Here is a 25738-nt window from a genome sequence, read left to right on the forward strand (position 1 = left end):
CGGCCTTTTCGGACAGGCCGGCGTTGAACATCCGCTGGCGGGCGAAATCGTACTGTTCCCGCGAGATGGTGATGCCGGTGACCCGGGCCCCGACCTCCTTCGCCGCGAATTCGGCGAACCCGCCCCAGCCGCAGCCGATCTCGAGCACCGACTGGCCGTGCTGAAGGTCCATGGTGCGGGCGAGGGCGGCGTATTTCTCGCGCTGGGCGGCCTCGAGCGCCATGCCGGCGCGGGTGAAGCGCGCCGAGGAATAGGTCATCGAGGGGTCGAGCCAGGCGGCGTAGAAGGCGTTGCCGATGTCGTAGTGGGCGTGAATGTTCTTGCGCGAGCCCGAGCGGCTGTTGCGGTTCATCCGGTGCGTCAGCCAGTGGACGGCCTTCATGACCGGATTGCCGACCATTAGGCGGCGGATGTAGGCGCTGTTGCGCGCCAAGGCCTCAATCAGGGTGGCGAGATGCGGCGTTTCCCACTCGCCGGCCATATAGCCCTCGGCGAAGCCGATATCGCCGGACGCCAGGACGCGGCCGGCGAAGCGGTAGTCGCGGATGTCGAGGGTGGCGGAAGGGCCATCCTGACTGCCTTCCAGCAGGTGGCAGGCGCCGCCCGGGAGGCGCACGGTCAGGCGCCCGACGGTCCAGTTCGAGGCCAGCAGGCGCAACAGCAGGCCGAACCCGCGCGGCGTGCGGGAGGCGGCCTCGTGGCGCTCGGCGGTGACCGACGTCATGCGGTCAAGGTGGGGTCGGACGGGGCGGCTCGTCAATCCCCGCTCTCCGGGCCGGTCTCGGCGAGCGAACGGAGCGCCTCCAGGGCCCGGGCGCGGGCCGCGGCGTGGTCGACGACCGGCTCGGGATAGTGGCGGCCAAGGCGAATTCCCGCGTCCCGCAGAACCTCCGCCGGGGCGGTCCACGGGGCGTGAAGCCAGCGGTCGGGCAGGCGCGTCAGCTCGGGGACCCAGCGGCGGACATAGCGGCCGTCGGGGTCGAACTTCTGACCCTGGCTGACCGGATTGAAGATGCGGAACCAGGGCGAGGCGTCGGCCCCGGAGCCGGCCACCCACTGCCAGTTCTGGACGTTGCTGGCCAGGTCGGCGTCGACCAGGGTGTCCCAGAACCAGGCCTCGCCGACGCGCCAGTCGATCAGCAGATCCTTGACCAGGAAGGAGGCGACGATCATGCGCACGCGGTTGTGCATCCAGCCTGTGGCCGAGAGCTCGCGCATGCCGGCGTCGACGATCGGATAGCCGGTGCGGCCGCGCTTCCAGGTCTCGAGACCGGCGGGGTCCTCACGCCACGGCATGCGGTCGTACTCGGGCCGGAAGGCCGTATCGGTCATCTGCGGGAAATGGTGCAGCAGCTGGGCCGAGAAATCGCGCCAGCCCAGTTCCGCGACGAACTTCTCCGCCTCGGCCGGGGGGATCCGGCCGTCGGCCGCCGCGCGCCGCGCCGCCTCCGCCGCCCGCCACGGATGGATCTCGCCCCAGTGCAGGTGGGGCGACAGGCGGCTGACCGCCGGCTCGGCCGGATGGTCGCGGCCCCGGGCGTAGGTCTTCAGCCCGCGCTCGACGAAGGTCGCCAGGGCGGTCGCTGCTCCGGCCTCGCCAGGCGTCCAGTCGAACCCGCCGGCCCAGTCGGGCGCCGTCGGGCGCAGGGCCCAGTCGTCGAGGGCGTCGCTCGCCAGTCCGGCAACAGCCTCGATCGCGGCGGGGGCGGGCCGGGGCGACGGCGGCGTCGCGGTCTCCAGCAGAGCCTTCAGGAAGGGGGTGAAGACCCGGTAGGGCCCGCCCGAGCCCGTCCGCACCGCGCCGGGGCGGGCCAGCAGGGACCCGTTGCAGCCGTGGCACTCGACTCCGTCGGCCTTCAGGGCGTGGGCGATGTCGGCGTCATGGGAGAAGGCGTCCGGCTCGAAGCGGCGGTTCATGAACACCGCATCGGCCCCGGTCTCATCGATCAGGCGGCCCAGTTCGGCCTCCGAATCGCCTCGGCGCAGGATCAGACGCGCGCCCCGTTCGGCCAGGGCGCCGTCGAGGGCCCGGAGCGAGCCGTCCAGCCACCAGCGCGAAGCCGCGCCGATGGCACGGACGGCCGGGCCGTCATCGAGAATGTAGACGGGCACGATCGGCCGGCCGGTCCGGATCGCCTTGTCGAGGGCCGGATTATCGGCGAGGCGAAGGTCCTGGCGGAACCACAGGATCACGGGCGTCGGTCTGGTGGTCATGCGGTCAGGCTCCGTGATAGCTTGCGGACCACGCTGTCTCACGCCACCTGATCGCCGCATAGGTGCGGCAAGGGCCGCGCGTCGCCAAGCCGCAATTCCGGGAATTCCGCCGTGTCCAAACCCAACGCCATCATCGACATCAAGGACGGGCTGAAGCGCCCCGTCAGCATCGGCGGCGGCCAGCGCATCGTCTTCATCGCCGGGCCGTGCCAGCTGGAGAGCCGGCAGCATGCGCTGGAAATGGCTCACGCCCTGAAGGAGATCGGCGAGCGGCTGAACGTCGGCGTCATCTACAAGACCAGTTTCGACAAGGCCAACCGCACCTCGGCCACCGCCGCGCGCGGCTTCGGTCTGGAGGGGTCGCTGCCGATCTTCGCCGAGATCCGCGAGGTCACGGGCCTGCCGGTGCTGACCGACGTCCACACCGAGGAGCACTGCCGCATCGCCGCCGAGGCCGTGGACGTGCTGCAGATCCCGGCCTTCCTGTCGCGCCAGACCGACCTGCTGCTGGCCGCCGCCGCGACGGGCAAGGTCATCAACGTCAAGAAGGGCCAGTTTCTCGCCCCCTGGGACATGAAGAACGTCATCGCCAAGGTGGTCGGGGCCGGCAATCCGAACGTCATGGCCTGCGAGCGCGGGGCCAGCTTCGGCTACAACACCTTGGTGTCTGACATGCGGGCGCTGCCGATCCTGCGCGAGATCGGCTGTCCCGTGGTGTTCGACGCCACCCATTCGGTGCAGCAGCCGGGCGGGCAGGGGACGTCCTCGGGCGGCCAGCGCGAGTTCGTGCCGGTGCTGGCGCGCGCCGCCGTGGCCGTGGGCGTGGACGCGGTGTTCATGGAGACGCACCAGGACCCCGACAATGCGCCGTCGGACGGTCCGAACATGGTGCCGCTGGACCAGTTCGAGGCGCTCGCGGCCGACCTGATCGCCTATGACGACCTGACCAAGGCGCGGATGGCGAAAGCCGCCTGAATCCGATAGGCCAAGGGGATGGCTGAACGGACGCTGGATCTCGGACAATTGCAGGCCCTGCTGGAGCAGATCCGCGGGGTCAGGGTCGCCTGCGTCGGCGACCTGATGCTGGACCGCTACGTCTATGGCGAGGTCAGCCGGGTCTCGCCGGAGGCGCCGATCCCGGTGCTGCAGGCGCGACGGACGACGGCCATGCCCGGCGGCGTCGGCAATGTGGCGCGCAACGTGGCGGCGCTGGGCGGCGTGGCGCGGCTGGGCGCAGTCGCGGGGCAGGATCCGGCCGGCGACGAGCTGGCGGCCCTGATCGCGGCTGAAACCGGCGTCGAGAGCGCGGTCGAGCGCCGGGCCGGGGTAGCCACGATCGTCAAGACGCGGTTCGTGGCGGCCGGACAGCAACTGCTGCGCCTGGACGAGGAGGCGGCGGCCCTTCTGGCGGACGAGACGGCCGCCTTTTCCGGGTCTTCCGTGTTCTTGCTGTCAGACTACGCGAAAGGCGTGGTGAGCGATCTGGTCATCGCCCAGGCCCTGTCGGCGGCGGAGGCGACCGGGGCGCCGGTGGTGGTGGACCCCAAGGGCCGCGATTTCGCCCGCTACGGGGCGGTCGATCTGATCAAGCCCAACGCCAGCGAACTGGCGGCGGCGACGGGGCTGCCGGTCGAGACGGACGCGGAGGTCGAGGCGGCGCTGAAGGCGCTTCTGCACGCCACGACGGCGAAGGCCATCGTGGTCACCCGCGCCGGCAAGGGCATGAGCCTGATGCGGCGCGGCGAGGCGGCGAAGCATTTCCCCGGCCGGGCCCGCGAGGTGTTCGACGTCTCGGGCGCCGGCGACACCAGCCTGGCGGCCCTGGGGCTGGCGCTGGGGGCGGGGGCGTCGCTGGAGACGGCGGTGGAGTTCGCCATCCTCGCCTCGGGCGTGGTGGTCGGCAAGGCGGGCACGGCCGTGGTGACCCCGGCCGAACTGATCGACGCCGAAATGAGCCAGCATGCGGCCGGCGCCCACGCCAAGGTCATGGCGCTGGAGGAACTGGCGCATGTGGTCGAGGGCTGGAAGCGACAGGGGCTGAAGGTCGGCTTCACCAACGGCTGTTTCGACATCCTGCACCGCGGCCACGTCGCCTATCTGGCCCAGGCCCGCGGCTGGTGCGACCGGCTGGTGGTGGCGCTGAACACCGACGCCTCGGTGCGGCGGTTGAAGGGCGAGGGGCGGCCGATCAACGATCTCGACAGCCGGGCGGTTGTCATCGGCGGCCTGGCCAGCGTCGACCGGGTCACCTCGTTCGACGAGCCGACGCCGCTGGCGCTGATTGAACGGCTGCGGCCCGACGTGCTGATCAAGGGCGCGGACTACAGCCGCGAAGGCGTGGTCGGGGGCGACCTGGTGGAGAGCTGGGGCGGGGGGGTGAAGCTGGCGACCTTCGAGGACGGCTATTCCACCACCCGCACCATCCAAAAGATGAAGGACGACCAATGAGCCGGCGCATGATCGTGGTCACCGGCGGGGCCGGCTTCATCGGCTCCAACATCGTCGCCCGGCTGTGTGCGGAAGACCGGCGCGACGTGGTCGTGTGCGACCGGCTGGAAGACGCCGCCCTGGGCAAGTGGAAGAACCTCGCCAAACATCCGATCGCCGACTTCTGGCAGCCGGAGGAGATGTTCGAACAGCTGGAGCGTCACGCCGAGCGGATCGAGGCCGTGGTGCACATGGGGGCGATCTCGTCGACGACGGAGCCTGACGCGGACCTGATCCTTCGGACCAATTTCACGCTGTCGCGCGACCTGTGGGACTGGTGCGCCCTGCGAGACGCCCGAATGGTCTACGCTTCCTCGGCGGCCACCTACGGCGACGGAGAGCAGGGGTTCGAGGATGACGACAGTCTTGAGGGGCTGGCTTCGCTGAGGCCGCTAAACGCCTATGGTTATTCGAAAATGCTGTTCGACCAGTATGCGGCGCGGCAGTCGGACCGGGGCCAGTCGCCGAGCCAGTGGGCGGGCCTGAAATTCTTCAATGTCTATGGGCCGAACGAGTACCACAAGGGCGGGATGAAGTCGGTCGTGGCCCAAATCTGGCCGAAGATCGAGGCCGATGAGCCGGTCACCCTGTTCCGGTCGCACAATCCCGCCTACGCCGACGGCGGCCAGATGCGCGACTTCGTCTTCGTCGACGACGTGGTCGATATGGTCGACTGGCTGCTGGAGACCCCGGCGGTGTCGGGCGTGTTCAACGCCGGCTCCGGGCAGGCCCGGTCCTTCCTCGATCTGGCCAACGCCGCGTTCACGGCGGCCGGCAAGACGCCCCGGGTCGAGTACGTCGATACGCCCGAGACCATCCGCGACAAGTACCAGTATTTCACCGAGGCCCGGATGGAGCGCGTTCGCGCCGCCGGCTTTGGCGGGCAGTCGACGCCGCTGGAGGAGGGGGTCCGGCGCTATGTCCAGGACTTCCTGGCCACGGCGGACCCGTATCGATGATCAAATCGGGCCTGACCGTCCGACAGTGGCTCGGGTGGACCGGCTTTGCGCTGGTCTTCCTGCTGACGGCGGCCGTGGCGGTGTGGCGCGGAGATATCCTGAGAGCCGGCCTCGACCCGCAGGTGCCCTTCCAGACCTACCAGCCGCCCCCGGCTCCGAACTATTCCCGCGCGGACGCCTGGGCGATGAGCGAGGCGCGCGCGCCGGACGCCGGGCCCGCGGCCGTGTTGTTCGTCCATTCGACCACCTATGACGGCGGGCGGGAGTGGAACGGGCCGGTCGGCGATCCCAAGGCCGACGCCTATCTGAGGCAGGTGGTGCTGCCGAACTATGCGGGACCGTTCGCGCGCCTGGGGGCGGTCAGCGCGCCGCGCTACCGGCAGGGCAGCCTCTACACCCGCCTGACCCTGAGGGACGACGCGCGCGAGGCGCGGGCCTTCGCCTGGCGTGATGTCGCCGCGGCCTTCGAAACCTGGATCGCCCGCCACCCGGAGGGACCGATCGTCCTGGCCGGGGTGGAGCAGGGCGGCGAACTGGTCGAGCGGCTGCTGCGCGAGCGGGTGGCGGTCGATCCGGCGCTGCGCCAGCGGCTGGTCGCCGCCTATCTGATGGACGTCGTGACGCCCGTCGATGGGCTTTCGCCTAGCATTCCCGCCTGTGAGCGCCGCGACCAGACCGGTTGCGTCGTCGGCTATTCCCCTGTCAGCGAAGGCAATGACGGGGCCGCGCGGCGACGGCTCCGGCGCGCCCTGGTCTGGGATGGTCGGGGACGGCTCGTCGAGCTCGGGCGGCGCGAGGCCCTGTGCGTCAATCCAGTGACCGGTTCGACCTCGACAGCGCCGGCGGCCGCCCGTCTGAACCGGGGCGCCACCAATGCGACGGGTCTGGAATGGGGCGCGCACCCGGCCCTGCTGGCGCGTGAGGTCGCCACCCAGTGCCGCGACGGCCTGCTGCGCTACAGCGAGCCTGACAGGGAGTCCTTCCGCCAGGCCGGCAGTTGGGCCGATCGGAGAAAGTCTCGTCCCTACAATCTCTTCTACGGTGATCTTGAAGCCGACGCAGCGGCGCGGCTGGCGGCCTGGGCGGCGCAACGCGGGTCCTAGTCGATCCCGGGTCGGTCGTTTCGCCAGTCGAACAGGGCCTCCAGCACCTGGACCGCTTCCCCCCGGGGAGAGGTCAGGTCCGGATCGCGGCCCAGCACCAGACGGGCGTCGTCGGCGGCCGCCAGCAACAGCTCGCGGTGGCGGATCGGATCGGCGAAGCGATAGGCGGGGAAGCCGCTCTGTTTCAGCCCCAGCGGATCGCCGCCGCCGCGCAGGCGGAAATCCTCCTCGGCGATCTCGAAACCGTCCTCGGTGCGGCGCAGGGTTTCCAGCCGGACGCGCGCGGTCTCGCCGAGGCCGTCGTCGCCGCCGCCGTACAGCAGCAGGCAGGTGCTGGCCGCCGTGCCGCGCCCGACCCTCCCGCGCAGCTGGTGCAGCTGGGCCAGGCCGAAGCGGTCGGCGTGCTCGATGACCATGATCGAGGCGTTGGGAACGTCGACGCCGACCTCGACCACGGTCGTCGCGACCAGCAGGGGCAGGCGGCCGTCGGCGAAGTCGGCCATCACCGCCTCGCGCTCGGCGCCGGGCATCTGGCCGTGGGCGAGGCCGACATCGACCCCCATGATCCGGCGCAGGTCAGCGGCGCGGGCCTCGGCGGCGGCGAGGTCCGAGGCCTCGCTCTCGGCCACCAGCGGGCAGATCCAGTAGGCCTGTGCGCCGCTGTCGAGCGCGGCCTTCAGGCGTTTGGCCACCTCGCCGATGCGGGCCAGCGGCACCACAGCGGTCGTCACCGGCGTGCGGCCGGGCGGCTTCTCCGTCAGGCGCGACACCTCCAGTTCGCCGTACTGGGTCAGTTCGAGGGTGCGCGGGATGGGCGTGGCTGACATGGTCAGCAGGTGAACGCCGCCGATGCGCGGGTCGCCCTTGGCCTGCAGCCGCTGGCGTTCGTTGACGCCGAAGCGATGCTGTTCGTCGATCACCGCCAGGGCCAGGCGATCGAAGCGGACGGCGTCCTGGAACAGGGCGTGGGTGCCGATGGCGACCCAGGCCTCGCCCGAGGCAAGCGCCGCCAACCGGACCCGCCGCTCGGCCGGGGTGTCGCGACCGGTGAGCAGGACGGTGGGGACGCCGGCGGCCTCCAGCATGGGCGCGAGACGCTGCCAGTGCTGACGGGCGAGGATCTCGGTCGGGGCCATCAGGGCGGACTGGAAGCCGGAGGCGGCGGCGTCGGCGAGGGCGAGGGCCGCCACGGCCGTCTTGCCGGAGCCGACGTCGCCCTGCAGCAGCCGGCCCATCTGTTCGCCCGAGGCGAGGTCGCGGCGGATCTCGGCGAGGGCCTGGACCTGGGCCCCGGTCAGATCGAAGGGCAGGGCGTCCAGCACCCGAGCCGACGCCTCGCCGGGCGTGATGGCCGGGCCCGGGGTGATCTGGCGGGCGCGGCGACGGCGGGCCAGCGCCAGCTGATGGGCCAGCAGTTCGTCATAGGCCAGCCGCTGCCGGGCCGGGGCGTCGGGCTCCAGCTCGGGTTCGCAGGTCGGCGCGTGCAGGGCTTCAAGGGCCGCGCGCCAGCCCGGCCAGCGCCGTTTGGCCAGCCAGGCCGGGTCCTGCCATTCCGGCAGCTCGGGAGCGTGTTCGAGGGCTCCCTGGATCAGCTTGCGGATGACGCGGGAGCTCAGACCCTGGGTGGCCGGATAGACCGGCTCGACGGCGGCGATGTCGCCGGCCTGGGCCGGGGTGAAGACGTCCGGATGGACGATCTGGACCTCGTTGTTGAAGCGCTCGACCTTGCCGGAAACCAGCCGGCGCTCGCCCTTCGGGAGCAGGCGGTCGATGTGCTGGGCCGAGCCGCCGAACCAGATCAGGTGCACGAAGCCGGTCTCGTCGACAGCACGGACCTTGATCGGCACGCCGGGCTTGCCGGGCACAAGCAGGCGGTCGATGACGACCTCGAACACGCCGACCTGACCTTCGACCGCGGTCGTGGCCGTCATCGGCCGGCGGATGATCAGGCCGGAGGGCGACAGGAACAGCAGGTCGCGCACCAGCGGCCCGGCCAGCTTCTGTACGAGCGGCAGGATTCTGGGCCCCACGCCCTTCAGGGTGGACACCTCGGCGAACAGGGGAAAAAGACTCGGCGGCCGCATTGGCGACAGCATAGCTGGCGAAAGCGCGTCTGGAACGCTATCTGACCGCACTTCATTGAAGCGCCCTGCGCTCGCCGCGTGGCGGCTTGCCGCTTGAGGGCGCTTCTCACGATTTTCAACGGGCAAGGACGCTTGTGGCCGATACCGACGCACGCCTGAAAGAGAGATTGGGCCGCATCGCCTTCCGGGCATGGCGGCGGGGCTTCCGCGAGGCCGACCTGGTTCTGGGTCCGTTCGTGGACCAGATCGGGCCGACGCTGGACGGGGCGGACCTCGACGCGCTGGAGGCCCTGCTGGCGCAGGACGACGACCATCAACTGTACGCCTGGATCATCGGGACCGAGCCGACGCCGGCCGCGCACGACACGCCGGTGATGGCGAAGATCCGGGCCTTCATGCGCGATCACGTCGCCGCAGCGGTGGCGGAGGGGGCCGGCTGATGGACGCCGTGGTCTCGAAACGCGACGATCAGGCGCTGGGCGGGGCGCCGGAGGGGCTGGACGCCCTGACCGTGGCCGAACGGTTGAGGTCGGACGGCGGCGTCGGCGTCTTCGTGGCCCGCGACTACGCGCGCATGGGCGAGTTCGTTCAGGCGTTCCGCTTTTTCGCCAATGATATTGAACTGGTGGAGTTTCCGGCCTGGGACTGCCTGCCCTATGACCGGCTGAGCCCGACCTCGTCGGTGTCGGCCGAGCGGATGGCGGCCCTGACCCGGCTGGCCGGGCGCGAGCCGGGCGACCGCCGTCCGCTACTGGTGGTGACGACCGTCGGAGCGGCGACGCAGCGGACGCCGCCGCGCGAGGTGACCTGCGGCGCCGGGTTCGAGACCACGGTCGGGCTGGATCTGGATACGGCGGCGCTGGAGCGGTATTTCTCGGCCAACGGCTATATGCGCGCCTCGACCGTCTCGGAGAAAGGCGAGTTCGCCGTGCGCGGCGGGGTCATCGACGTCTATCCCCCCGGCTTCGAGGAGCCGGTGCGGCTGGACATGTTCGGCTCCGAGCTGGAATCGATCCGCACCTTCGACCCGGCCACCCAGCGCTCGACCGGCCAGTTGCGCGACGTGTCGCTGGCACCGGTGTCGGAAGCGCTGCTGGACGCCGACAGCATCTCGCGTTTCCGCACCGGCTATCTGGCGCTGTTCGGGGCGGCGGGCGACGACCCGCTGTACGCCGCCGTCAGCGAGGGCGCGCGCCGTCAGGGCATGGAGCACTGGCTGCCGCTGCTCTACGAGCGGCTGGAGACCCTGTTCGACTACCTGCCCGACGATGCGCGGCTGTTCCTGGACAACCAGGTCGAGGCGGCGCGGGCCGAGCGCTGGACGCTGACGAAGGACGCCTGGGACGCCCGGCGCGATGCGGCGATGGGCAAGGGCGGCGCGGCCTATCGCGCCCTGCCGCCCGAGCGGCTGTATCTGCCGGAGGCCGACTGGAACAGCGCCCTGGCGGGACGGTGGGTCAGGCGGCTGTCGCCGTTCCACGGTCCGGCCGACGACGCGGGCGGGCGGCTGGGGCGCAGCTTCGCGGCCGAGCGGGCCCAGGACAGCGTCAACCTGTTCGAGGCGGTGGCGCGGCACGCCCAGGCGATCAAGGCGGCGGGCAAGCGGGTGCTGTTCGCCTCCTGGACCGAAGGCTCGTCCGAGCGGCTGGCCTCGATGCTGGCCGACCACGGACTGGAGCATGTGGTGGCGGTGCGCGACTGGGCCGACGTCCAGACGGCGCCGAAGGATCTGTACCTGCGCGGCGTCCTGCCGGTGGAGCACGGGTTCGAGACCGACGACATCGCCGTCATCTCCGAGACCGACATCCTCGGCGACCGGCTGGCGCGGCCGAAGAAGAAGCGGCGGGCCTCGAACTTCCTCGCCGAGGCCTCGGCGCTGACGACCGGCGACCTGGTGGTCCACCTCGACCACGGCATCGGCCGCTACGAGGGGCTGAAGACGCTCGACATCCAGCAGGCCCCGCATGACTGCCTCGAGCTGCTCTACGCCGGCGAGAGCAAGCTGTACCTGCCGGTTGAAAACATCGACCTGCTGACCCGCTACGGCAGCGAGTCCGACGGGGTGCAGCTGGACCGCCTTGGCGGGGCGGGCTGGCAGGCGCGCAAGGCCAAGGCCAAGGCCCGGCTGCGCGACATGGCCGAGGGGCTGATCGCCCTGGCGGCCAAGCGCAGCCTGCGGACGTCCGACCCGATCACGCCGCCGCATGGTCTGTTCGATGAATTCTGCGCCCGCTTCCCCTATGAGGAGACCGACGACCAGCTGGCCGCCATTGGCGACGTGCTGGAGGACCTCGGCAAGGGCACGCCGATGGACCGGCTGATCTGCGGCGACGTCGGCTTCGGCAAGACCGAGGTGGCGCTGCGGGCGGCCTTCGTGGTGGCCATGACGGGCCAGCAGGTGGCCATCGTCTGTCCGACCACCCTGCTGGCGCGGCAGCATTTCAAGACCTTCAGCGAGCGGTTCGCCGGCTGGCCGGTCAAGGTCCGCCACCTGTCGCGGATGGTGACGGCCCGGGACGCGGCCGAGACGCGGGCGGGGCTGAAGGATGGATCGTTCGAGATCGTCGTCGGCACCCACGCGGTGCTGAGCGATCAGGTCGGGTTCAAGGACCTCGGCCTTGTTATCGTTGACGAAGAGCAGCATTTCGGCGTCAAGCACAAGGAGAAGCTGAAGTCCCTGCGCGCCGACGTCCACCTGCTGACCCTGACCGCGACGCCCATCCCGCGAACGCTGCAGATGGCGCTGTCGGGCATCCGCGAGATGTCGATCATCGCCACCCCGCCCGTCGATCGTCTGGCGGTGCGGACCTATGTGACGCCGTGGGACCCGGTGCTGGTCCGCGAAGCCCTGCTGCGCGAGAAATACCGCGGCGGGCAGGCCTACTATGTGGTGCCGCGCCTCAGCGACCTGCCGGACATCGAGAAATTCCTCCGCGAGCAGGTGCCCGAGATCAAATTCGTGGTCGGCCACGGCCAGATGTCCCCGACCCAGCTGGAAGACGTGATGAGCGCCTTCTACGACGGCAGCTACGACCTGCTGCTGTCGACCACCATCGTCGAGTCCGGACTGGACGTGCCGACGGCCAACACCCTGATCGTGCACAAGGCCGACATGTTCGGCCTCGCCCAGCTGCACCAGATCCGCGGCCGGATCGGGCGGGCCAAGGCGCGCGCCTTCGCCTATCTGACGACGCCGCCGGAGAAGCCGATGAGCCTGTCGGCCGAGCGGCGGCTGCAGGTGCTGCAGTCGCTGGACAACCTCGGGGCCGGCTTCCAGCTGGCCAGCCACGACCTCGACCAGCGCGGCGGCGGCAATCTGCTGGGCGACGAGCAGTCGGGCCACATCCGCGAGGTCGGGGTCGAGCTGTACCAGCAGATGCTGGAGGACGCGGTGGCCGAGCTGCGCCAGGCGGGCGAGGGCGGGGGGGTCGTCGACCGCGGCTGGTCGCCGGCCATCAACGTCGGCGCGGCGGTGCTGATCCCCGAGGACTATGTGCCCGACCTGAACGTGCGGCTGAGCCTGTATCGCCGCCTGTCGGACGCCGAGAACACCGAGACCCGCGAGGCCCTGGCGGCCGAGCTGATCGACCGGTTCGGCCCGCTGCCCGACGAGGCGAAACAGCTGCTGCGCATCGTCGGGGTCAAGGCCAACTGCAAGACGGCCTGTATCGAGCGGATCGACATCGGGCCCAAGGGCGCGGTCCTGACCCTGCGCAACAACGAGTTCCCCAATCCGATGGGGCTGGTCGGACTGATCCAGAAGAACCACGCCTTCTGGAAGATCCGGCCGGACCAGAAGATCGTGGTCAAGGGCGACTGGGACACGCCGGAGGAGCGGCTGAAGGTCGCCGAGCGCATCACCGCCGACCTCGCCCGGGTGGCGGGGGCCGGCTGAGATGGAGATACGGGCGGCGAGCGATGCGGACTGGCCGACAATCTGGCCGATCGTGGAGGCGGTCGTGCGGGCGGGTGAGACCTTCACCTATCCGCGGGACGCCGACGAGGCGCTCGGGCGGACGCTGTGGATGATGGCGCCGCCCGGCGTGACGCTGGTGGCTGTCGAGGCCGGGCGGGTGCTGGGCACGGCCAAGACCGGGCCGAACCAGATGGGGCCGGGATCCCATGTGGCGACGGCCAGCTTCATGGTGGCGGCGGACGCCCGGGGACGCGGCGTCGGCCGGGCGCTGTGCGAGGCGGTGATCGCCCGGGCGAAGGCGGACGGCTACCGCGCCATGCAATTCAACGCCGTGGTCGAGACGAACCGCTCCGCCGTGCGCCTCTGGAAGGCCCTGGGCTTCGGGGTCGTCGGCACGGTCCCGGAAGCCTTCGCCCACCCGACCGAGGGCCTGGTCGGGCTGCACGTCATGCACCGAGGGCTCTGACTCCCGCCTAGCAGCCCGGAGCGACGGTCTCGAAGCGTTCGTCCCACCAGGTCTGCCAGCGGGCCTGGAGGTCGGCGAGGGCCGTGTCCGACAGGCCGTAGGTGGTCAGGGTCAGCATGGTCGAGCCGCGCGGCTTGTCGTCGTTCGGGGGCTGGTCCACGACGACCAGCAGGCCGTCTCCCCAGGCATCCACGGTGACGCCCAGCTGGTGGCGGGCCGTGAACCAGACCTCGCCCGCGGAGACATCGGGACCGATCGGCCCGGCCCAGGGCTCGCCGGCGGCCGGGGCGGCGTCGAGGCCCAGCAGGGAGCGGCCGAGCCTGTCGGCGCGCGGCGGTCCGGAGAAGAAGAGCGTGCGGCGCGGCTTGAGGCCATGGCGGGCGAGGGCGAAGGCCAGCTGCCAGGTGAAGGAGATCCAGCCCTCGATCATGCCGTCGAAGACATCCGACCAGTCGGTTCCCGCGGGGGCGGAGCGGACCACCCGGACGACACTGCCGTCGCCGCGCGCCTCGACCTCGTAGCGGTCCGGGACGCCGACGAAGGTGACGGTGCGGGCGGCCTCGTCGGCCTCGGCATGGGTGACGAAGATGAAGTCGATCTCGTCCTTCAGGGTGTCGGCATCCCAGCCGAACCACTGTTTGATCTGCTGCGGGTCGCGCAGGGCGGCCCAGACGAGGTCGGCGGGCGCGGGGACGGTGACCTCGACGAGGACATGGTCTTCGGTGGGCTGGTCGGCGGCTTCGGTCATCGTTCAGTTCCTGGCGGGCGCGGGTTTGGGAACCGCCGGATGGGCGGCGGCGGTGAGGCGGTAGCGGCGGCCCGAGGGCGCGGCGTATTTGCGGGCGAGGGCGGCGACGGCGGCGCTGACCTCTTCGGTGAAGGCGTCGAAATCGGCGGGCGTGGCGAAGACGACGTCGGCCTCGACCGTCAGGGTCAGCAGGCGCGCGCCCTCGGCGGCCGCGTCCTGACGCATCCGCGCGACGTCCCGGACGATGGTCGAGGCGGTCGAGATCAGGTGGTCGGCGGCGTGGCGATCCTGGGCGTCGACGGCGTCGGGATCGGGCGGGGCCTGCATCAGGGCGGGGTCGAAGACGTAGTTTCGCGCGGCGACGAACAGCCGCTCGGTGAAGCCCCGCTTGCGTCGCTCGCCCGCGGGCTGGACCAGGCCGGCCCCTTCCAGGGCGCGCAGATGGTAGCCGATCTTCTGACGCGGCATGTCGAGCTGTTCGGCCAGACCGGCCGCCGAGGCCGGCTCGGACAGCGCGGTCAGGATGCGCCGGCGGATCGGGGCCAGCGCCAGCAGGGCGGTGTCCAGATCATCGAGCAGGGCGGAGGGACGGGCCGTCATAGCTCGGACCGTGCATTAGACAACTCTAGTTGTCAAATGGAGCCACCGGCCCGTCCTAGCCGCGGGCGCGGATGTCCGCCGAGGCGCGCTCCAGCACCGTCGCCGGGGACTCCCCGGGCGCGACCTCGGCCACCCCGACCTCGAACTCGACCACGAAGGGCGCGCGGTCGGGGCCGGCGTCGAAAGCGGTGCAGCCGATCACCGCGGCGATCCGATCGGCCGCAATCCGGCCGGCCGGGCCCCGTGTGGCGGGCAGGGCCAGGGCGAAGACGTCGGGCGACAGACGCGCCGCCGTATCCTCGGTGCGGATCAGGCGCGACACCATGGCCCCGATCTGGGGCAGGGCGCGGTCCAGCCAGCCGTCCTTGCGCGCCTCGACCACCGCGGGCGTCTCCGAGACCCGCAGGACCACGACCGACAGCGGGCGGCGGCGCTGGCGGGCGCCCTCCGCGACCCGGGCCAGATGGCTGGCGAACAGCTCGGGCGTGAACAGGCCCGTGGCCGGATCGGTCAGGCCCGATCCGCGCGCGCTCTCCAGCGCCCGGCGGATCGCGATATGCCGCCGATGGTGACGCGCCAGGGCGACGATCCGGTCGGCGGTCTCTTCCTCGGGCGTATCGGCGGCGGCGACGTCGGCGAAGCCGCGGTTGTACAGCTCGGAAAGGTTTATCTCGCCCGAGCCGCGCAGATAGAGCACGGCCGGGATGTGATAGAGGCGGGTGTTCCGCTTCATGCCGGAAGCGATCGACAGGGCGGGGGCGTGATCCTCGGCGCCCCACAGGACGGCGGCGTCGAACGGCCGCTCATGCAGATAGTCGAAGGCGGTGTAGGGCGTCGGCGCGGCCACCACCTCGCAGCCGTGGGCGACGAGGGCGTTCGAAAGGGCGAGGAAGTGACGGTCGGGCTTTCCGGCGGCCAGCACCCGCAACGGGCTGGCGTCGGGCTCGGGGAGCGGCAGCGGCTCGCCCCGGGCCGCGAAGGTCGCCTCGCGCAGCGTGACCTCTTCCTCGGCGATGGCGGCGCGGGCGAGATTCTCGAGCCGAAGCGCCGCCTGGGCGGCGTGCGGCGCGCTCGACATGGCGATATCGGCGATTCCCGGCGCCCAATCAGCCGCCCCGGGTCCGATGGCCATGACCGGCAGGCGGCGCGGCGAAACGGTCTGGCGCAGGGCGGCGACGCCCTCGGCCGCGTCGGGCAGGCGGGCGTCGAGAATCACCGTCTCGAGCGGCCAGTCGATCAGGACCTGTATGGCCCCGGCCAGCGATCGCGCCGTGACCGTGCGCCAGCCCAGGGTGTCCAGCCCCTGGCACAGGGGGCCGATCAGGTCGTCATCACGAGCGACGACCAGAATGCGCGGATCGGAAGTCAAGGCGATGTCTCCAGCAGCCCCACCCGGGGGCCGCGATCTCATGGCGGCGGACCATAGCGAGGGTCGCCGTGGCGAGGCAACCGCCGCCGTCCTCCTTTCCCCGGCGGCGAATTGCGTTAAAGGAGGCGGCTTCGCGGGCGGGACAGGATAGCGGTTTGCAGGCCAGGACGGATATCGACGAAGCTGTGCGCTGGGCGACGCCCGCGCTTTGGGGGCGTCTGGCGGTCAAGGCGTTTTCACGCAGCTGGGGCCGGGACGTCATGCTCTATACGGGCGGCGTATCCTTCTTCGCCCTGCTGGCTGTCTTCCCCGCCATCGCCATCCTGATCGGCTTCTACAAGGCGGTGCTGTCGATCGGCCAGGTCAGCGAACAGGCGGCGGCGCTGGCCGACGTCATGCCGCACGCGGCGCGGGCCATCTTCATGACCGAGATCGACCGGCTGGCCAACGCCTCGGCGCGCACCGTCTCGGCCCAGAGCGCCTTCGCCCTGATCATCGGCGGCTATGCGGCGCACCGCGGATTCAAGGCATTGCTGGCCGGATTGAACCTCATCCATGACGAATCGGAGCCGCACGGCTTCCTCAAATTCAACCTGCTGGCCTTCTTCGTCGCCCTGTTCGCCTTCGCCCTGTTCACCGTCGTCTCGGGCGCCGTGGTGACCTCGCGCCTGCTCGAGCACACGGGACCCGGCGGGGCCGCCGAGGGCGGCGGCGTGGCCCTGGTGGGTCTCTGGCCCGCCCTCGGTCTCGTGGTCGGCCTGACCATGCTCTACCGCTACGCCATGTCGCACCGGACCCCCGTGGCCTGGTTTCCGGCCATCGTCGGCGGGGTGCTGGCGACGATCATGTCGACCATCTCATCCTGGCTGTGCGCCATCTATGTCGAGCAGATCGCCCCGCTGGGCGCGACCTACGGCTCGGTCGGCGCCATCGTGGTGCTGTTGATCTGGCTGTCGTGGAACGTCAACGCCATCTTCTACGGCGGAGCCTTCGCCACCGAGATGGAGATCGTCCAGCGTTCGGCCGGCGCGCCCGAGCTGGAGCCGGCCGATCCGCTTCCGGAGTCCGTGGTCAGCCTGTCGGAACGGCGGGCGTCTCGACCTCGATAGTCAGGACGCCGTCGGTCTCCTCGATGGAGAGGACGCGCCCGCCTGCGCCGGCCATCAGGTGCGGCACGTCGATCCGCGCCATGGGATCGGTCGCCAGCAGGGTCAGACGCGTCGCCGGAGCCGCGATTCGCATGGCCTTCTGCAGCCTGAGACTCGGGGTCGGACAGCGATGGCCGCGGGCGTCGACGATCATGCGCCGATCCGGTCCAGCAACAGTTCGAGCGCCACGCGAACGCTGTCGAGCCTGACGGCCTCGCGGCCAATGTCGCCGAAACGGCGCTCGACATGGATCAGTCCGCCGGGGCCGGCCGCCGCGAAATGCACGAGGCCAACCGGCTTGCCCGTCGATCCGCCGCCGGGCCCCGCGATGCCGGTGACCGCGACGGACACCTGCGCCGACGAACAGGCCAGGGCGCCGTCGGCCATGGCCCGCGCCACGGCCTCGGAGACGGCGCCGTGACGCTCGATCAGCGCGGCGGGGATTTCCAGGAGCTCGCTCTTGGCGGCGTTGCTGTAGGTCACGAAGCCGCGCTCGACGACGGCCGATGAGCCGGCCACGGAGGTCAGGGCGGCGGAGACGAGGCCGCCGGTGCAACTCTCGGCCGCGGCGATCATCAGACCTCGGGCCGAGGCCGCCTCGACGACCTTGCGGGCGAGGGCTTCGATATCGTCGGGAAACATCAAACGGGGCCTTCCGAAGGGGCGGCGAGTCGGTCCAGGGTTGCGCGATGCGCCTTGGGCGGCGCCAGCATACGGGGCGGGCATGAGCGACACCACAGGCGACTCCGGCCTCGGCCCGACCGTCTCCGCGCCGCCGGTCCGACCGACGGACCGATTGACGCCGCTGCTGTTCGCGGCAGCCATCTTCACCTCCGCCTCGCTGGTGTTCGTGGTCCAGCCGATGGTCACCAAACTGGTCCTGCCCATGCTGGGCGGGTCGCCGGCGGTGTGGAACACGGCGATGGTGTTCTTCCAGGCGGCGCTGCTGGGCGGGTACCTCTATGCGCACCTGCTGCAGCGGATCGCCTCGATCAAGCTGCAGGTGGCGGTGCATCTGGCGCTGCTGTTGCTCGCCGCCCTGTTCCTGCCGCTACAGATCAACGGCTGGCTGGGCGACCCCGATCCGGCGGCGCCGATCGGCTGGCTGCTGGCGACGCTGACGCTGTCGGTCGGCGCGCCGTTCGCCGTGCTGTCGGCCACCGCGCCGCTGCTGCAGGCCTGGTTCGCGCGGGTGCGCGCCGGCTATCCCGACGGCAAGAACCCCTATGTCCTCTACGCCGCCTCCAACTTGGGCAGCTTCCTGGCGCTGCTGTCCTATCCGTTCGTGATCGAACCGCTGACCAATCTGTTCGGGCAGAGGATGGGATGGACGGGCGGCTACTGGGCCTTCCTGCTGATGATCGCGGCGCTGGCCTACGTCGTCTGGCGCCGCCGCATCGACCGCGAGGCCGAGCCCGCGCAGCTGGCGGCGACGCCGCCCATGGCCTGGCGCGAGAAGATCATCCTGATCCTGCTCGCCGCCGCGCCGTCCAGCCTGATGCTGGGGGTGACCGCCCACCTTTCGACCGACGTCGCCTCGGCGCCGTTCCTGTGGGTGATCCCGCTGGCGCTGTATCTGCTGACCTTCGTCATCGCCTTCCAGACTCGGCCATGGATCCCGCTGCCGGTCACCCTGGTCGTGCAGGGCGCGCTCGGGGCCATGGTGGTGCTGATCGTGGCCTTCCGCACGCTCGACATCCGCATCGCCTTTGTCGTCCACATCCTGGCCTTCTTCTTCGCCGCCCTGATGTGTCACCAGATGCTGGCCTCCCGGCGGCCGCCGCCGGACCGGCTGACGGAGTTCTATCTGTTGCTGTCGGTCGGCGGGGTCGTCGGCGGCGCCTTCACCGCCCTGCTGGCGCCGGTGATCTTCAACATGGTTTGGGAATACCCGCTGGTGCTGGTGCTGGTGGGACTGGCGCGGCCGTGGGACCGGCGGCGGCTGCGCGGCGACGAGATCGGGGCGCTGGCGGCCGTGGCCGTGCTGTCGGCCGCCGCGGCGGGCCTGTCGTGGTGGATGACCAGCGATCCGGGCGCCTGGGCAGCGCTTTGGCGTCTGCTGCCGCTGTTCCCGCTGCAGACCTTGTGCATGCTGATCCTCGGGCCGGCCGTGGTCTGCGCCTTCCTGATGCGCGACCGGGCCCAGGCCTTCACCGCCGCCCTGCTGATGATCGGCCTGTCGGCCCAGTTCGTGGCCCGGGGGTACGACGCCAGCTATTCGGAACGCAGCTTCTTCGGCGTCATGCGGGTGGCGGTCCAGCAGGACGAACAGCTGGGCGGCGACACCCATATACTGACGCACGGGACCACCTGGCACGGCGCCCAGGCGCGGGATCCCCGCTACGACTGCCAGCCGGCCCTGTACTATCACCCGCTGACGCCGATCGGACAGTCGGCGGAGATCGTCCAGGCCCGGGGGCCCGCCCGGATCGGCGTGGTCGGGCAGGGGGCCGGAACCATGGCGGCCTACAAGCGCGCGGAGGACTCGCTGACCTTTTTCGAGATCGACCCGATGGTCGACCGGATGTCGCGCGATCCGCAGTGGTTCACCTACATCTCCGACTGCGCCGTCGGCGAGGTGGGGACCGTCCTGGGCGACGCGCGCCTTACGCTCGAAGACCAGCCGGCGGGAAGCTACGACCTGCTGATCGTCGACGCCTTCTCGTCCGACGCCGTGCCGACCCACCTGCTGACGGTCGAGGCCATCGAGGGATATCTGCGGCTGTTGAAGCCGGAGGGCGTGGTGCTGCTGCACCTGTCGAACCGCAATCTCGAGATCGTCCTGCCGACGATCGCGGCGGCGAAGGCCTTGGGCCGGCCGGCGCTGCACGGGCTGTATGTGGAGGACAATTCGCTGCCGGTGATGGCGATCGCGTCGACCGAGGCCGTCGCGATCTCGCCCACCGAGCGCGGCCTGGCCGACTTCCGGGGCAAGCCCAATTGGCGCGAGGTTCCCGAGACGGACGTGCGGCCGTGGACGGACGACTACGTCAACCTGTTCGGGGCGCTGTGGCGGTCGTTCCGGCCGCCGCCCGAACGGCCCTAGGTCAGGCCGGCAGCTCGATCGTCGCGACGGCCTGGGCGGCGAGACCTTCGCCGCGGCCAGTGAAGCCCATGGCCTCGGTCGTGGTGGCCTTGACGCTGACCGCGTCGAGCGGAAGCGACAGCAGGGCGGCGAGCCGCTCGCGCATGGCCTGACGGTGCGGCTTAACCTTCGGCCGCTCGCAGATCAGGGTGACGTCGACGTTGACCAGCCGGCCGCCGCGGGCGTGCAGCCGCTCGACGGCGTGGACCAGGAAGCGGTCGGAGGCGGCGCCCTTCCACTGCGGATCGGTCGGGGGGAAGTGATCGCCGATGTCGCCGTCGCCCATGGCGCCGAGCAGGGCGTCGGTCAGGGCGTGCAGGCCGGCGTCGGCGTCGGAGTGGCCGATCAGGGTCTGGTCGTGGGCGATCTCGACCCCGCACAGCCAGACCGACGAACCCGGACCCCAGCGGTGGGCGTCGAAGCCTTGGCCGACGCGGGTCTGACGCGGGAGCAGGGCCTCGGCCATGGCGAAATCCTCGGGGAAGGTGAGCTTCATCAGGCGGGGGTCGCCGGGCACCATGGCCACGGCGTGGCCGGCGGCGCGGGCGACCTCGACATCGTCGGTCGGCGGGGCGCTGCCGGACCAGTCGGCATAGGCGTCGCGGATGGCCCCGAGCCGAAATCCCTGTGGGGTCTGCGCCCGCCAGAGCCCTTCCCGGTCGACGGGTTCGCCCATCAGCTCGTCGACGCCGCGGCGCAGGCTGTCCGCCACCGGCAGGACCGGCAGGGCGGCCGGATGCCGGTCCAGGGCGGCGAGGACCCGGCCGAGGGTCGCCGCGTCCAGCAGGGGGCGGGCGGCGTCATGGATCAGAACCCTGGCGTCCGGCGGGGCCGTCAGGGCGTTCAGACCGGCCTGCACCGAGGCCGCGCGCGTGGCCCCGCCGGCGACGGCGAACCATCGGTCCAGGCCGGCCAGCGCCTCCGCGGCGAGGGCTTCGTCTCCGGGCGCCACCACCACCGCCAGTTCCGACGCGCCAGCGGCCAGCAAGGCTTCGGCGGACCAGCGCAACACGGGCCGGCCGCCCAGTTCGCGCCATTGCTTGGGGCCGCCCGCGCGGGAGCCGGTCCCGGCGGCGACGATGACGGCGCAGAAGCTCATGACCCGCTTGTAGCCATGCCGCGCGGCGCTGACGAGGGGCCCGGAACGATGGGTTCATCCTGTTTGACAGCCGACCCCGGGCGAGCCAGCTTGACCGTGGGAGGACTGCCGATGAGCCATGCCATGCTGCAGCCGGTCATGGCCCTGGTGCTGTGGTCGATGGTGATGTGGGCCTGGCTCTACGCAACCCGGTTGCCCGCCATGATCCGCGCCCGGACGCCTCTGGACCCGACGCAGCCGCGGGACGTCATGCTGGGCGGTCTGCCGCCCCGGGTTCGATGGAAGGCCGACAACTACAATCACCTGATGGAGCAGCCGACCCTGTTCTACGCCACGGCCCTCACCCTGGCGCTGCTGGGCCAGGGCGACGGGCTCAATCTCGCGCTGGCCTGGGCCTATGTGGCCCTGCGGGTGGTCCACAGCCTGATCCAGGCGCTGGTTAATGTGATCGTCCTACGCTTCGCCGTCTTCATGACGGCCAGCGTGGTGCTGATCGTTCTGGCCCTGCGAGCCGCGCTCGCCCTGACCTGAAGTGGCGGCAGGGTTGGACCGGGCGGCGCAAAAGCCCTATCTGCCGGGCCATGCGTAACGGCCTCCAGATCGGCGACGTTTGGGTGCCCGGCCGGGTGCTGACCGCGCCCATGACCGGGATTACGGATCTTCCGTTCCGGCGGCTGGCCTGTCGGCTGGGCGCGGCCTATGTCGCCACCGAGATGGTCGCCGCCGCCGAACTGGCGCGGGCGCGGCCGGACGTTGTGCGTCGCGCGGCGGTCGGGGAGGGGCTGCCCCTGACGGTGATCCAGCTGGTCGGACGCGATCCCGCCGCCATGGCGGAAGGCGCGCGCATGGCCGAACGGGCCGGGGCCGACATCATCGATCTGAATTTCGGCTGCCCGGCCAAGGAGGTCACCGGATCGGCCTGCGGCTCGGCCCTGATGCGGACGCCGGATCTGGCCTGTCGGCTGATCGAGGCGGCCGTCGGGGCCACCAGTCGGCCGGTCACGGTCAAGATGCGGCTGGGCTGGGACGACTCCAGCCGCAACGCGCCCGAGCTGGCGCGGCGGGCCGAGGGCCTCGGGGTCAAGGCGGTGACGGTGCACGGCCGCACACGCCAGCAGTTCTACACCGGCGTGGCCGACTGGCGCGCCGTCGGCGAGGTCAAGGCGGCTGTCGGCGTGCCGGTGATCGTCAACGGCGACATCCTCACGACAGAAGACGCCCGGGCGGCGCTGGCGCAATCCGGCGCCGACGCCCTGATGCTCGGGCGGGGCGTCTATGGCCGGCCATGGCTGGCGGCGCATCTGGAGCGGGCGCTGGCCGACGGGACGGTGCTTGAGGAGCCGGGCATGGAGGAACGCCTGGCCATCGTCGTCGAGCATCTGCGCGCCTCCGTCGACTTCTACGGGATGCCGCTGGGGCTGAAGATGTTCCGCAAACACCTCGGCTGGTACGTCGAACAGGCGCCCTGGCCCGCCGATGCGGGGGAGCGCCGCGCAGCCAAGGCGCGCCTGTGCCGGCTCGACTTGCCCGAGCAGGTAGAGATCGCGCTGGCGGCGCTGTGGCGGTCAGTGACGCATTCCGGCAACTCGGCTGTTGATATCAGGCCACAGTTCGCCGAAGCTGGAGCCGCATGACGGACGCGCCTTCCACTCCAGCCGGACCCGACGCCGCCTCCCTCCGGGGACCGGCGCGCTGGTTCGCCGGCTGGTCCGAAGAGCGCCGCCGCAACACCTTCCTGATCGCCTACACCATCGCCTTCCTGATCACCGTCGCGGCGATCTGGCTGGTCGCCGTCGCTCCGGGTTCCAGCGGCGAGGGCGCCCGGGTCATGGCCAGCCAGGCCGTATTGATCATTCTCGGGGTCAATCTGCTGCTGATCGGCGCGCTCGCCCTCGTCGTCGGGCGACGGGTGTTCCTGTTGTTCCAGCAACGGACCCACGCCGGCGCGCGATTGCATCTTCGGTTTGTGACCTTGTTCTCGCTGGTCGCCCTGGTGCCGGCGGTGCTCATCGCCCTGGTTTTCGGCGTGCTGGTCAACCGTGGCGTCGATCAGTGGTTCAGCGACAACGTGAAGGGGGCTGTCGACAACGGCGCCAATATCGGTCGGGCCTACACGAGCGACGTGTCCGCCGAGATCGATGGCGACCTCGCCGTCATCTCCGAACAGCTGGAGGGCATCCGCCCGCTGTTCGGCAATCCGATCCAGTTCTCGGACGCCCTGGCCCAGGTCGGACAACTGTTCGGCTATCCGGCCATCTACATCATCGGTGCGGACGGCGCGGTCCTGGCAAGTGGCGAGGGACCCAATGCGCCGCCCTATATGGCTCCTTCTTCCGCCGCGCTCGAAGAAGCCGCGGCGGGCGAGGAGCCGTCGGTACAGCAGCCGACGCGGAATCCCGACGCGGTCAGGGGTCTGGCGGCCTTTCCGGCCTATGGAGACGCCTACCTCTATGTGGTCCGACCATTGCAGCCGGGTCTGTTCGACCAACTGGCCTCCGCCGAGCAGTCCATCGTCGCCTATCGGGAAGCCCGCGAGAGCCGCGACCGCATCCAGGCGGCCTTCGCCCTCAGCTACATCGAGACCGCCCTGCTGGTGCTGGTCGGCGCCATATGGCTGGGCATGGCGGCGGCGACCTCGATTTCGGCGCCCATCGGACGGCTGGTGGAGGCCGCAGACCGGGTCGCCGGCGGGGACCTGAGCGCCCGGGTCGAGGGCGACGAAGGGCCGGGCGAGATCAAGACCCTGACCGCGGCCTTCAATCGCATGACCGGAGATCTCGAGGCCCAGCAGGCGGCCCTGAGAACCGCCAAGGAGGAGGCGACGGGCCGGACCGTCTTCATTGAAACGGTGCTGTCGGGCGTGTCCGCCGGGGTGATCGGCGTCGACAAGCAGCGCCGGGTCTCGGCCATCAACGACAGCGCGGTGGAGCTTCTCGGGCTGACGGCCGGCGCCGAGATCATCGGACGCCCCCTGGCGAAGGCGGCGCCGGAACTGGGCGAACTGGCCGGGCGGGCCGAGGCTCACATCGAGGAGGAGATCGACGTCAGCCGGGATGGCGAGACACGGCGGCTGCGGGTGCGGATCGAGGGCGGCGTCGGCGGCGAGATGGTGCTGACGTTCGACGACATCACCCGGCTGGTCACGGCCCAGCGCAACGCCGCCTGGCGCGACGTCGCGCGGCGCATCGCCCATGAGATCAAGAACCCCCTGACGCCGATCCAGCTGTCGGCCGAGCGGCTGCGCCGCCGTTATCGCAAACAGGTCGGCGACGACGTCGAGGTGTTCGACCGCTGCACCGAGACCATCATCCGCCAGGTCGGCGACATCGGCCGGATGGTCGACGAATTCTCGTCCTTCGCGCGCATGCCCGCGCCGCGCTTCACCGCCGAAAACCCGGCGGAACTGCTGCGGGAAGCAGTGTTCGCCCAGCGGGTGGCGGCCCCCGATATCGGCGTCGAGCTGATCGAGCCGCTGCCGAAGGTCGTCCTGCACGCCGATGGCCGGATGGTCGGCCAGGCCCTGACCAACATCCTCAAGAACGCCGGCGAGGCGGTGGCGGCGCGCCGGGCGATCGCGCCGAGGGCGGGAGATGGAAAGCGGTCGGGCGTGAGCGCGCGTCTCGAGGTCGCGGACGATCAGGTCACCTTCATCGTGGAGGACGACGGCGTCGGCCTTCCGGCCAAGGATCGCGACCGCCTGACCGAACCCTATGTGACGACGCGCGAGAAGGGCACCGGGCTCGGCCTGGCGATCGTCAAACGCATCTGCGAGGAGCATGGCGGCGAACTGAGGCTGGCCGACGCCGAGCAGCTTTCAGGCGCCCGCGTCTGCCTGATCTTTCCCCTGAAATCCCCAAGGCAAGCGGCCGCGGCCGGCGGCAGGGATGCGAAAGCAACCCTGCCCTCGACCGTCACGGCCGACGAATAGCGAGGCGATATGCGATCCACGGGAGCCGATATTCTGGTCGTCGACGACGAGGCCGACATCCGCGAGTTGGTCTCCGGCCTGCTCGAGGACGAGGGCCATGCGGTGCGGGTGGCCGCCAACTCCGACGAGGCGCTGGCGGCGATCCGGGCGCGCAAGCCGTCGCTGGCGCTGCTCGACATCTGGATGCAGGGCGGCGGCCTCGACGGACTGCAGTTGCTCGACGTCATCAAGGAGCTCGACCCGGACCTGCCCGTGGTGATGATCTCCGGCCACGGCAATATCGAAACCGCCGTCACCGCCCTGCAGCGCGGCGCCTATGACTTCATCGAAAAGCCCTTCAAATCCGATCGGTTGGTCGTCGTTGTTCAGCGCGCGCTGGAAGCCACCTCGCTGAAGCGGGAGAACCGCCGGCTGCGGGCCCAGGTCGCGGCGCCGACCGGCTTCATCGGCAAGTCGGCCGCGGCCCAGGCGCTGCGCGGCACCATCGCCAAGGTCGCGCCCGCCAACAGCCGGGTGCTGATCTCGGGGCCGC

The 25738-nt window shown here is 70.8% G+C and carries 22 protein-coding genes; 13 read left to right on the forward strand and 9 right to left on the reverse strand.

Translation table 11 applies throughout. The features are described from left to right. Window positions 1–724 (reverse strand): class I SAM-dependent methyltransferase (locus tag RDU12_RS01265; RefSeq protein WP_308683982.1); only part of this gene is annotated, 724 nt, incomplete at its 3' end. Between the two features lie 32 nt (window positions 725–756). After that, window positions 757–2214 carry a deoxyribodipyrimidine photo-lyase gene (locus RDU12_RS01270; RefSeq protein WP_308683983.1) on the reverse strand — a complete coding sequence of 486 codons (1458 nt, stop codon included), beginning with the start codon at window positions 2212–2214 and terminating at the stop codon, window positions 757–759. 111 nt (window positions 2215–2325) lie between these two features. On the opposite strand from RDU12_RS01270, the gene kdsA reads away from it, so the two are divergent. Genes kdsA through RDU12_RS01290 form a run of 4 tightly spaced genes read left to right on the forward strand, consistent with a single transcriptional unit; the run spans window position 2326 to window position 6763 of the window. Continuing rightward, window positions 2326–3189, forward strand: a complete 864-nt coding sequence (gene kdsA, locus RDU12_RS01275; RefSeq protein WP_300293315.1) for a 3-deoxy-8-phosphooctulonate synthase — start codon at window positions 2326–2328, stop codon at window positions 3187–3189. Window positions 3190–3207: 18 nt separating this feature from the next. Further along, window positions 3208–4662 carry a D-glycero-beta-D-manno-heptose 1-phosphate adenylyltransferase gene (gene rfaE2, locus RDU12_RS01280; RefSeq protein WP_308683984.1) on the forward strand — a complete coding sequence of 485 codons (1455 nt, stop codon included), beginning with the start codon at window positions 3208–3210 and terminating at the stop codon, window positions 4660–4662. After that, window positions 4659–5660 (forward strand): ADP-glyceromanno-heptose 6-epimerase, encoded by a 1002-nt coding sequence (gene rfaD / locus RDU12_RS01285; RefSeq protein WP_300292322.1) that lies wholly within the window; start codon window positions 4659–4661, stop codon window positions 5658–5660. Before rfaE2 ends, rfaD begins: the two co-directional genes overlap by 4 nt. Further along, window positions 5657–6763: a DUF3089 domain-containing protein gene (locus tag RDU12_RS01290; RefSeq protein WP_300292323.1), complete on the forward strand. Its 1107-nt coding sequence runs from the start codon at window positions 5657–5659 to the stop codon at window positions 6761–6763. The genes rfaD and RDU12_RS01290 overlap by 4 nt, the downstream gene beginning before the upstream one ends. Here the strand turns inward: RDU12_RS01290 and recG are convergent. After that, complete coding sequence (gene recG / locus RDU12_RS01295) at window positions 6760–8847, reverse strand: ATP-dependent DNA helicase RecG (protein WP_308683985.1); 2088 nt, start codon at window positions 8845–8847, stop codon at window positions 6760–6762. The genes RDU12_RS01290 and recG overlap by 4 nt on opposite strands. A gap of 167 nt (window positions 8848–9014) precedes the next feature. On the opposite strand from recG, the gene RDU12_RS01300 reads away from it, so the two are divergent. Genes RDU12_RS01300 through RDU12_RS01310 form a run of 3 tightly spaced genes read left to right on the forward strand, consistent with a single transcriptional unit; the run spans window position 9015 to window position 13229 of the window. After that, the gene (locus tag RDU12_RS01300) at window positions 9015–9287 is read left to right on the forward strand and encodes a succinate dehydrogenase assembly factor 2 (protein ID WP_308683986.1); all 273 of its coding nucleotides are present in this window, start codon (window positions 9015–9017) and stop codon (window positions 9285–9287) included. Continuing rightward, window positions 9287–12742: a transcription-repair coupling factor gene (gene mfd / locus RDU12_RS01305; protein ID WP_308683987.1), complete on the forward strand. Its 3456-nt coding sequence runs from the start codon at window positions 9287–9289 to the stop codon at window positions 12740–12742. Before RDU12_RS01300 ends, mfd begins: the two co-directional genes overlap by 1 nt. 1 nt (window position 12743) lies before the next feature. After that, window positions 12744–13229, forward strand: coding sequence for a GNAT family N-acetyltransferase (locus RDU12_RS01310; protein WP_300291760.1), 486 nt, complete (start codon window positions 12744–12746; stop codon window positions 13227–13229). A gap of 7 nt (window positions 13230–13236) precedes the next feature. On the opposite strand, the gene RDU12_RS01315 is transcribed toward RDU12_RS01310, so the two are convergent. Genes RDU12_RS01315 through RDU12_RS01325 form a run of 3 tightly spaced genes read right to left on the reverse strand, consistent with a single transcriptional unit; the run spans window position 13237 to window position 15946 of the window. Next, entirely contained in the window at window positions 13237–13977 is a 741-nt protein-coding gene (locus tag RDU12_RS01315; protein ID WP_300291762.1) for an SRPBCC domain-containing protein, read from the reverse strand. Window positions 13978–13980: 3 nt separating this feature from the next. Next, window positions 13981–14577 carry a winged helix-turn-helix domain-containing protein gene (locus RDU12_RS01320; RefSeq protein ID WP_300291763.1) on the reverse strand — a complete coding sequence of 199 codons (597 nt, stop codon included), beginning with the start codon at window positions 14575–14577 and terminating at the stop codon, window positions 13981–13983. 55 nt (window positions 14578–14632) lie between these two features. Then, a complete protein-coding gene (locus RDU12_RS01325; RefSeq protein ID WP_308683988.1) occupies window positions 14633–15946 on the reverse strand; it encodes a diguanylate cyclase domain-containing protein in 1314 nt (437 codons plus the stop codon). Between the two features lie 260 nt (window positions 15947–16206). Here RDU12_RS01325 and RDU12_RS01330 point away from each other — a divergent pair, with 260 nt between their 5' ends. Next, the gene (locus tag RDU12_RS01330; protein WP_374990176.1) at window positions 16207–17055 is read left to right on the forward strand and encodes a YihY/virulence factor BrkB family protein; all 849 of its coding nucleotides are present in this window, start codon (window positions 16207–16209) and stop codon (window positions 17053–17055) included. Here RDU12_RS01330 and RDU12_RS01335 read toward each other — a convergent pair. Then, on the reverse strand, window positions 17018–17248 hold the full coding sequence (locus tag RDU12_RS01335; RefSeq protein WP_300291021.1) for a sulfurtransferase TusA family protein: 231 nt from the start codon (window positions 17246–17248) through the stop codon (window positions 17018–17020). The genes RDU12_RS01330 and RDU12_RS01335 overlap by 38 nt on opposite strands. Beyond that, complete coding sequence (locus RDU12_RS01340; protein WP_300291019.1) at window positions 17245–17736, reverse strand: CinA family protein; 492 nt, start codon at window positions 17734–17736, stop codon at window positions 17245–17247. The genes RDU12_RS01335 and RDU12_RS01340 overlap by 4 nt, the downstream gene beginning before the upstream one ends. 82 nt (window positions 17737–17818) lie before the next feature. Between RDU12_RS01340 and RDU12_RS01345 the strand changes: the two genes are divergently transcribed. Beyond that, the gene (locus RDU12_RS01345) at window positions 17819–20140 is read left to right on the forward strand and encodes a fused MFS/spermidine synthase (RefSeq protein WP_300291017.1); all 2322 of its coding nucleotides are present in this window, start codon (window positions 17819–17821) and stop codon (window positions 20138–20140) included. A 1-nt stretch (window position 20141) separates the two neighbouring features. Here RDU12_RS01345 and RDU12_RS01350 read toward each other — a convergent pair whose 3' ends face one another. Further along, on the reverse strand, window positions 20142–21278 hold the full coding sequence (locus RDU12_RS01350; protein ID WP_308683989.1) for a bifunctional 2-C-methyl-D-erythritol 4-phosphate cytidylyltransferase/2-C-methyl-D-erythritol 2,4-cyclodiphosphate synthase: 1137 nt from the start codon (window positions 21276–21278) through the stop codon (window positions 20142–20144). Window positions 21279–21389: 111 nt separating this feature from the next. On the opposite strand from RDU12_RS01350, the gene RDU12_RS01355 reads away from it, so the two are divergent. The 4 genes from RDU12_RS01355 to RDU12_RS01370 form a co-directional block, all read left to right on the forward strand. Next, window positions 21390–21809 carry an MAPEG family protein gene (locus RDU12_RS01355; protein WP_308683990.1) on the forward strand — a complete coding sequence of 140 codons (420 nt, stop codon included), beginning with the start codon at window positions 21390–21392 and terminating at the stop codon, window positions 21807–21809. A gap of 50 nt (window positions 21810–21859) precedes the next feature. Next, window positions 21860–22912, forward strand: a complete 1053-nt coding sequence (gene dusB, locus RDU12_RS01360; RefSeq protein ID WP_308683991.1) for a tRNA dihydrouridine synthase DusB — start codon at window positions 21860–21862, stop codon at window positions 22910–22912. After that, window positions 22909–25206, forward strand: coding sequence for a PAS domain-containing sensor histidine kinase (locus tag RDU12_RS01365; RefSeq protein ID WP_300292297.1), 2298 nt, complete (start codon window positions 22909–22911; stop codon window positions 25204–25206). Before dusB ends, RDU12_RS01365 begins: the two co-directional genes overlap by 4 nt. Before the next feature lie 9 nt (window positions 25207–25215). Then, window positions 25216–25738 (forward strand): response regulator (locus RDU12_RS01370; RefSeq protein ID WP_308683992.1); only part of this gene is annotated, 523 nt, incomplete at its 3' end.

The organism is Brevundimonas sp. (assembly GCF_031082345.1).
Lineage (GTDB): Bacteria > Pseudomonadota > Alphaproteobacteria > Caulobacterales > Caulobacteraceae > Brevundimonas.

Coding starts and splice junctions, on each gene's coding strand:
- RDU12_RS01330 (WP_374990176.1), top strand. CDS start 16,207: ATGCTCTATACGGGCGGCGTATCCTTCTTCGCCCTGCTGGCTGTCTTC.
- rfaD (WP_300292322.1), top strand. CDS start 4,659: ATGAGCCGGCGCATGATCGTGGTCACCGGCGGGGCCGGCTTCATCGGC.
- RDU12_RS01315 (WP_300291762.1), bottom strand. CDS start 13,977: ATGACCGAAGCCGCCGACCAGCCCACCGAAGACCATGTCCTCGTCGAG.
- RDU12_RS01340 (WP_300291019.1), bottom strand. CDS start 17,736: ATGTTTCCCGACGATATCGAAGCCCTCGCCCGCAAGGTCGTCGAGGCG.
- RDU12_RS01345 (WP_300291017.1), top strand. CDS start 17,819: ATGAGCGACACCACAGGCGACTCCGGCCTCGGCCCGACCGTCTCCGCG.
- rfaE2 (WP_308683984.1), top strand. CDS start 3,208: ATGGCTGAACGGACGCTGGATCTCGGACAATTGCAGGCCCTGCTGGAG.
- RDU12_RS01350 (WP_308683989.1), bottom strand. CDS start 21,278: ATGAGCTTCTGCGCCGTCATCGTCGCCGCCGGGACCGGCTCCCGCGCG.
- RDU12_RS01290 (WP_300292323.1), top strand. CDS start 5,657: ATGATCAAATCGGGCCTGACCGTCCGACAGTGGCTCGGGTGGACCGGC.
- RDU12_RS01270 (WP_308683983.1), bottom strand. CDS start 2,214: ATGACCACCAGACCGACGCCCGTGATCCTGTGGTTCCGCCAGGACCTT.
- RDU12_RS01310 (WP_300291760.1), top strand. CDS start 12,744: ATGGAGATACGGGCGGCGAGCGATGCGGACTGGCCGACAATCTGGCCG.
- RDU12_RS01335 (WP_300291021.1), bottom strand. CDS start 17,248: ATGATCGTCGACGCCCGCGGCCATCGCTGTCCGACCCCGAGTCTCAGG.
- RDU12_RS01320 (WP_300291763.1), bottom strand. CDS start 14,577: ATGACGGCCCGTCCCTCCGCCCTGCTCGATGATCTGGACACCGCCCTG.
- recG (WP_308683985.1), bottom strand. CDS start 8,847: ATGCGGCCGCCGAGTCTTTTTCCCCTGTTCGCCGAGGTGTCCACCCTG.
- RDU12_RS01365 (WP_300292297.1), top strand. CDS start 22,909: ATGACGGACGCGCCTTCCACTCCAGCCGGACCCGACGCCGCCTCCCTC.
- dusB (WP_308683991.1), top strand. CDS start 21,860: ATGCGTAACGGCCTCCAGATCGGCGACGTTTGGGTGCCCGGCCGGGTG.
- mfd (WP_308683987.1), top strand. CDS start 9,287: ATGGACGCCGTGGTCTCGAAACGCGACGATCAGGCGCTGGGCGGGGCG.
- RDU12_RS01355 (WP_308683990.1), top strand. CDS start 21,390: ATGAGCCATGCCATGCTGCAGCCGGTCATGGCCCTGGTGCTGTGGTCG.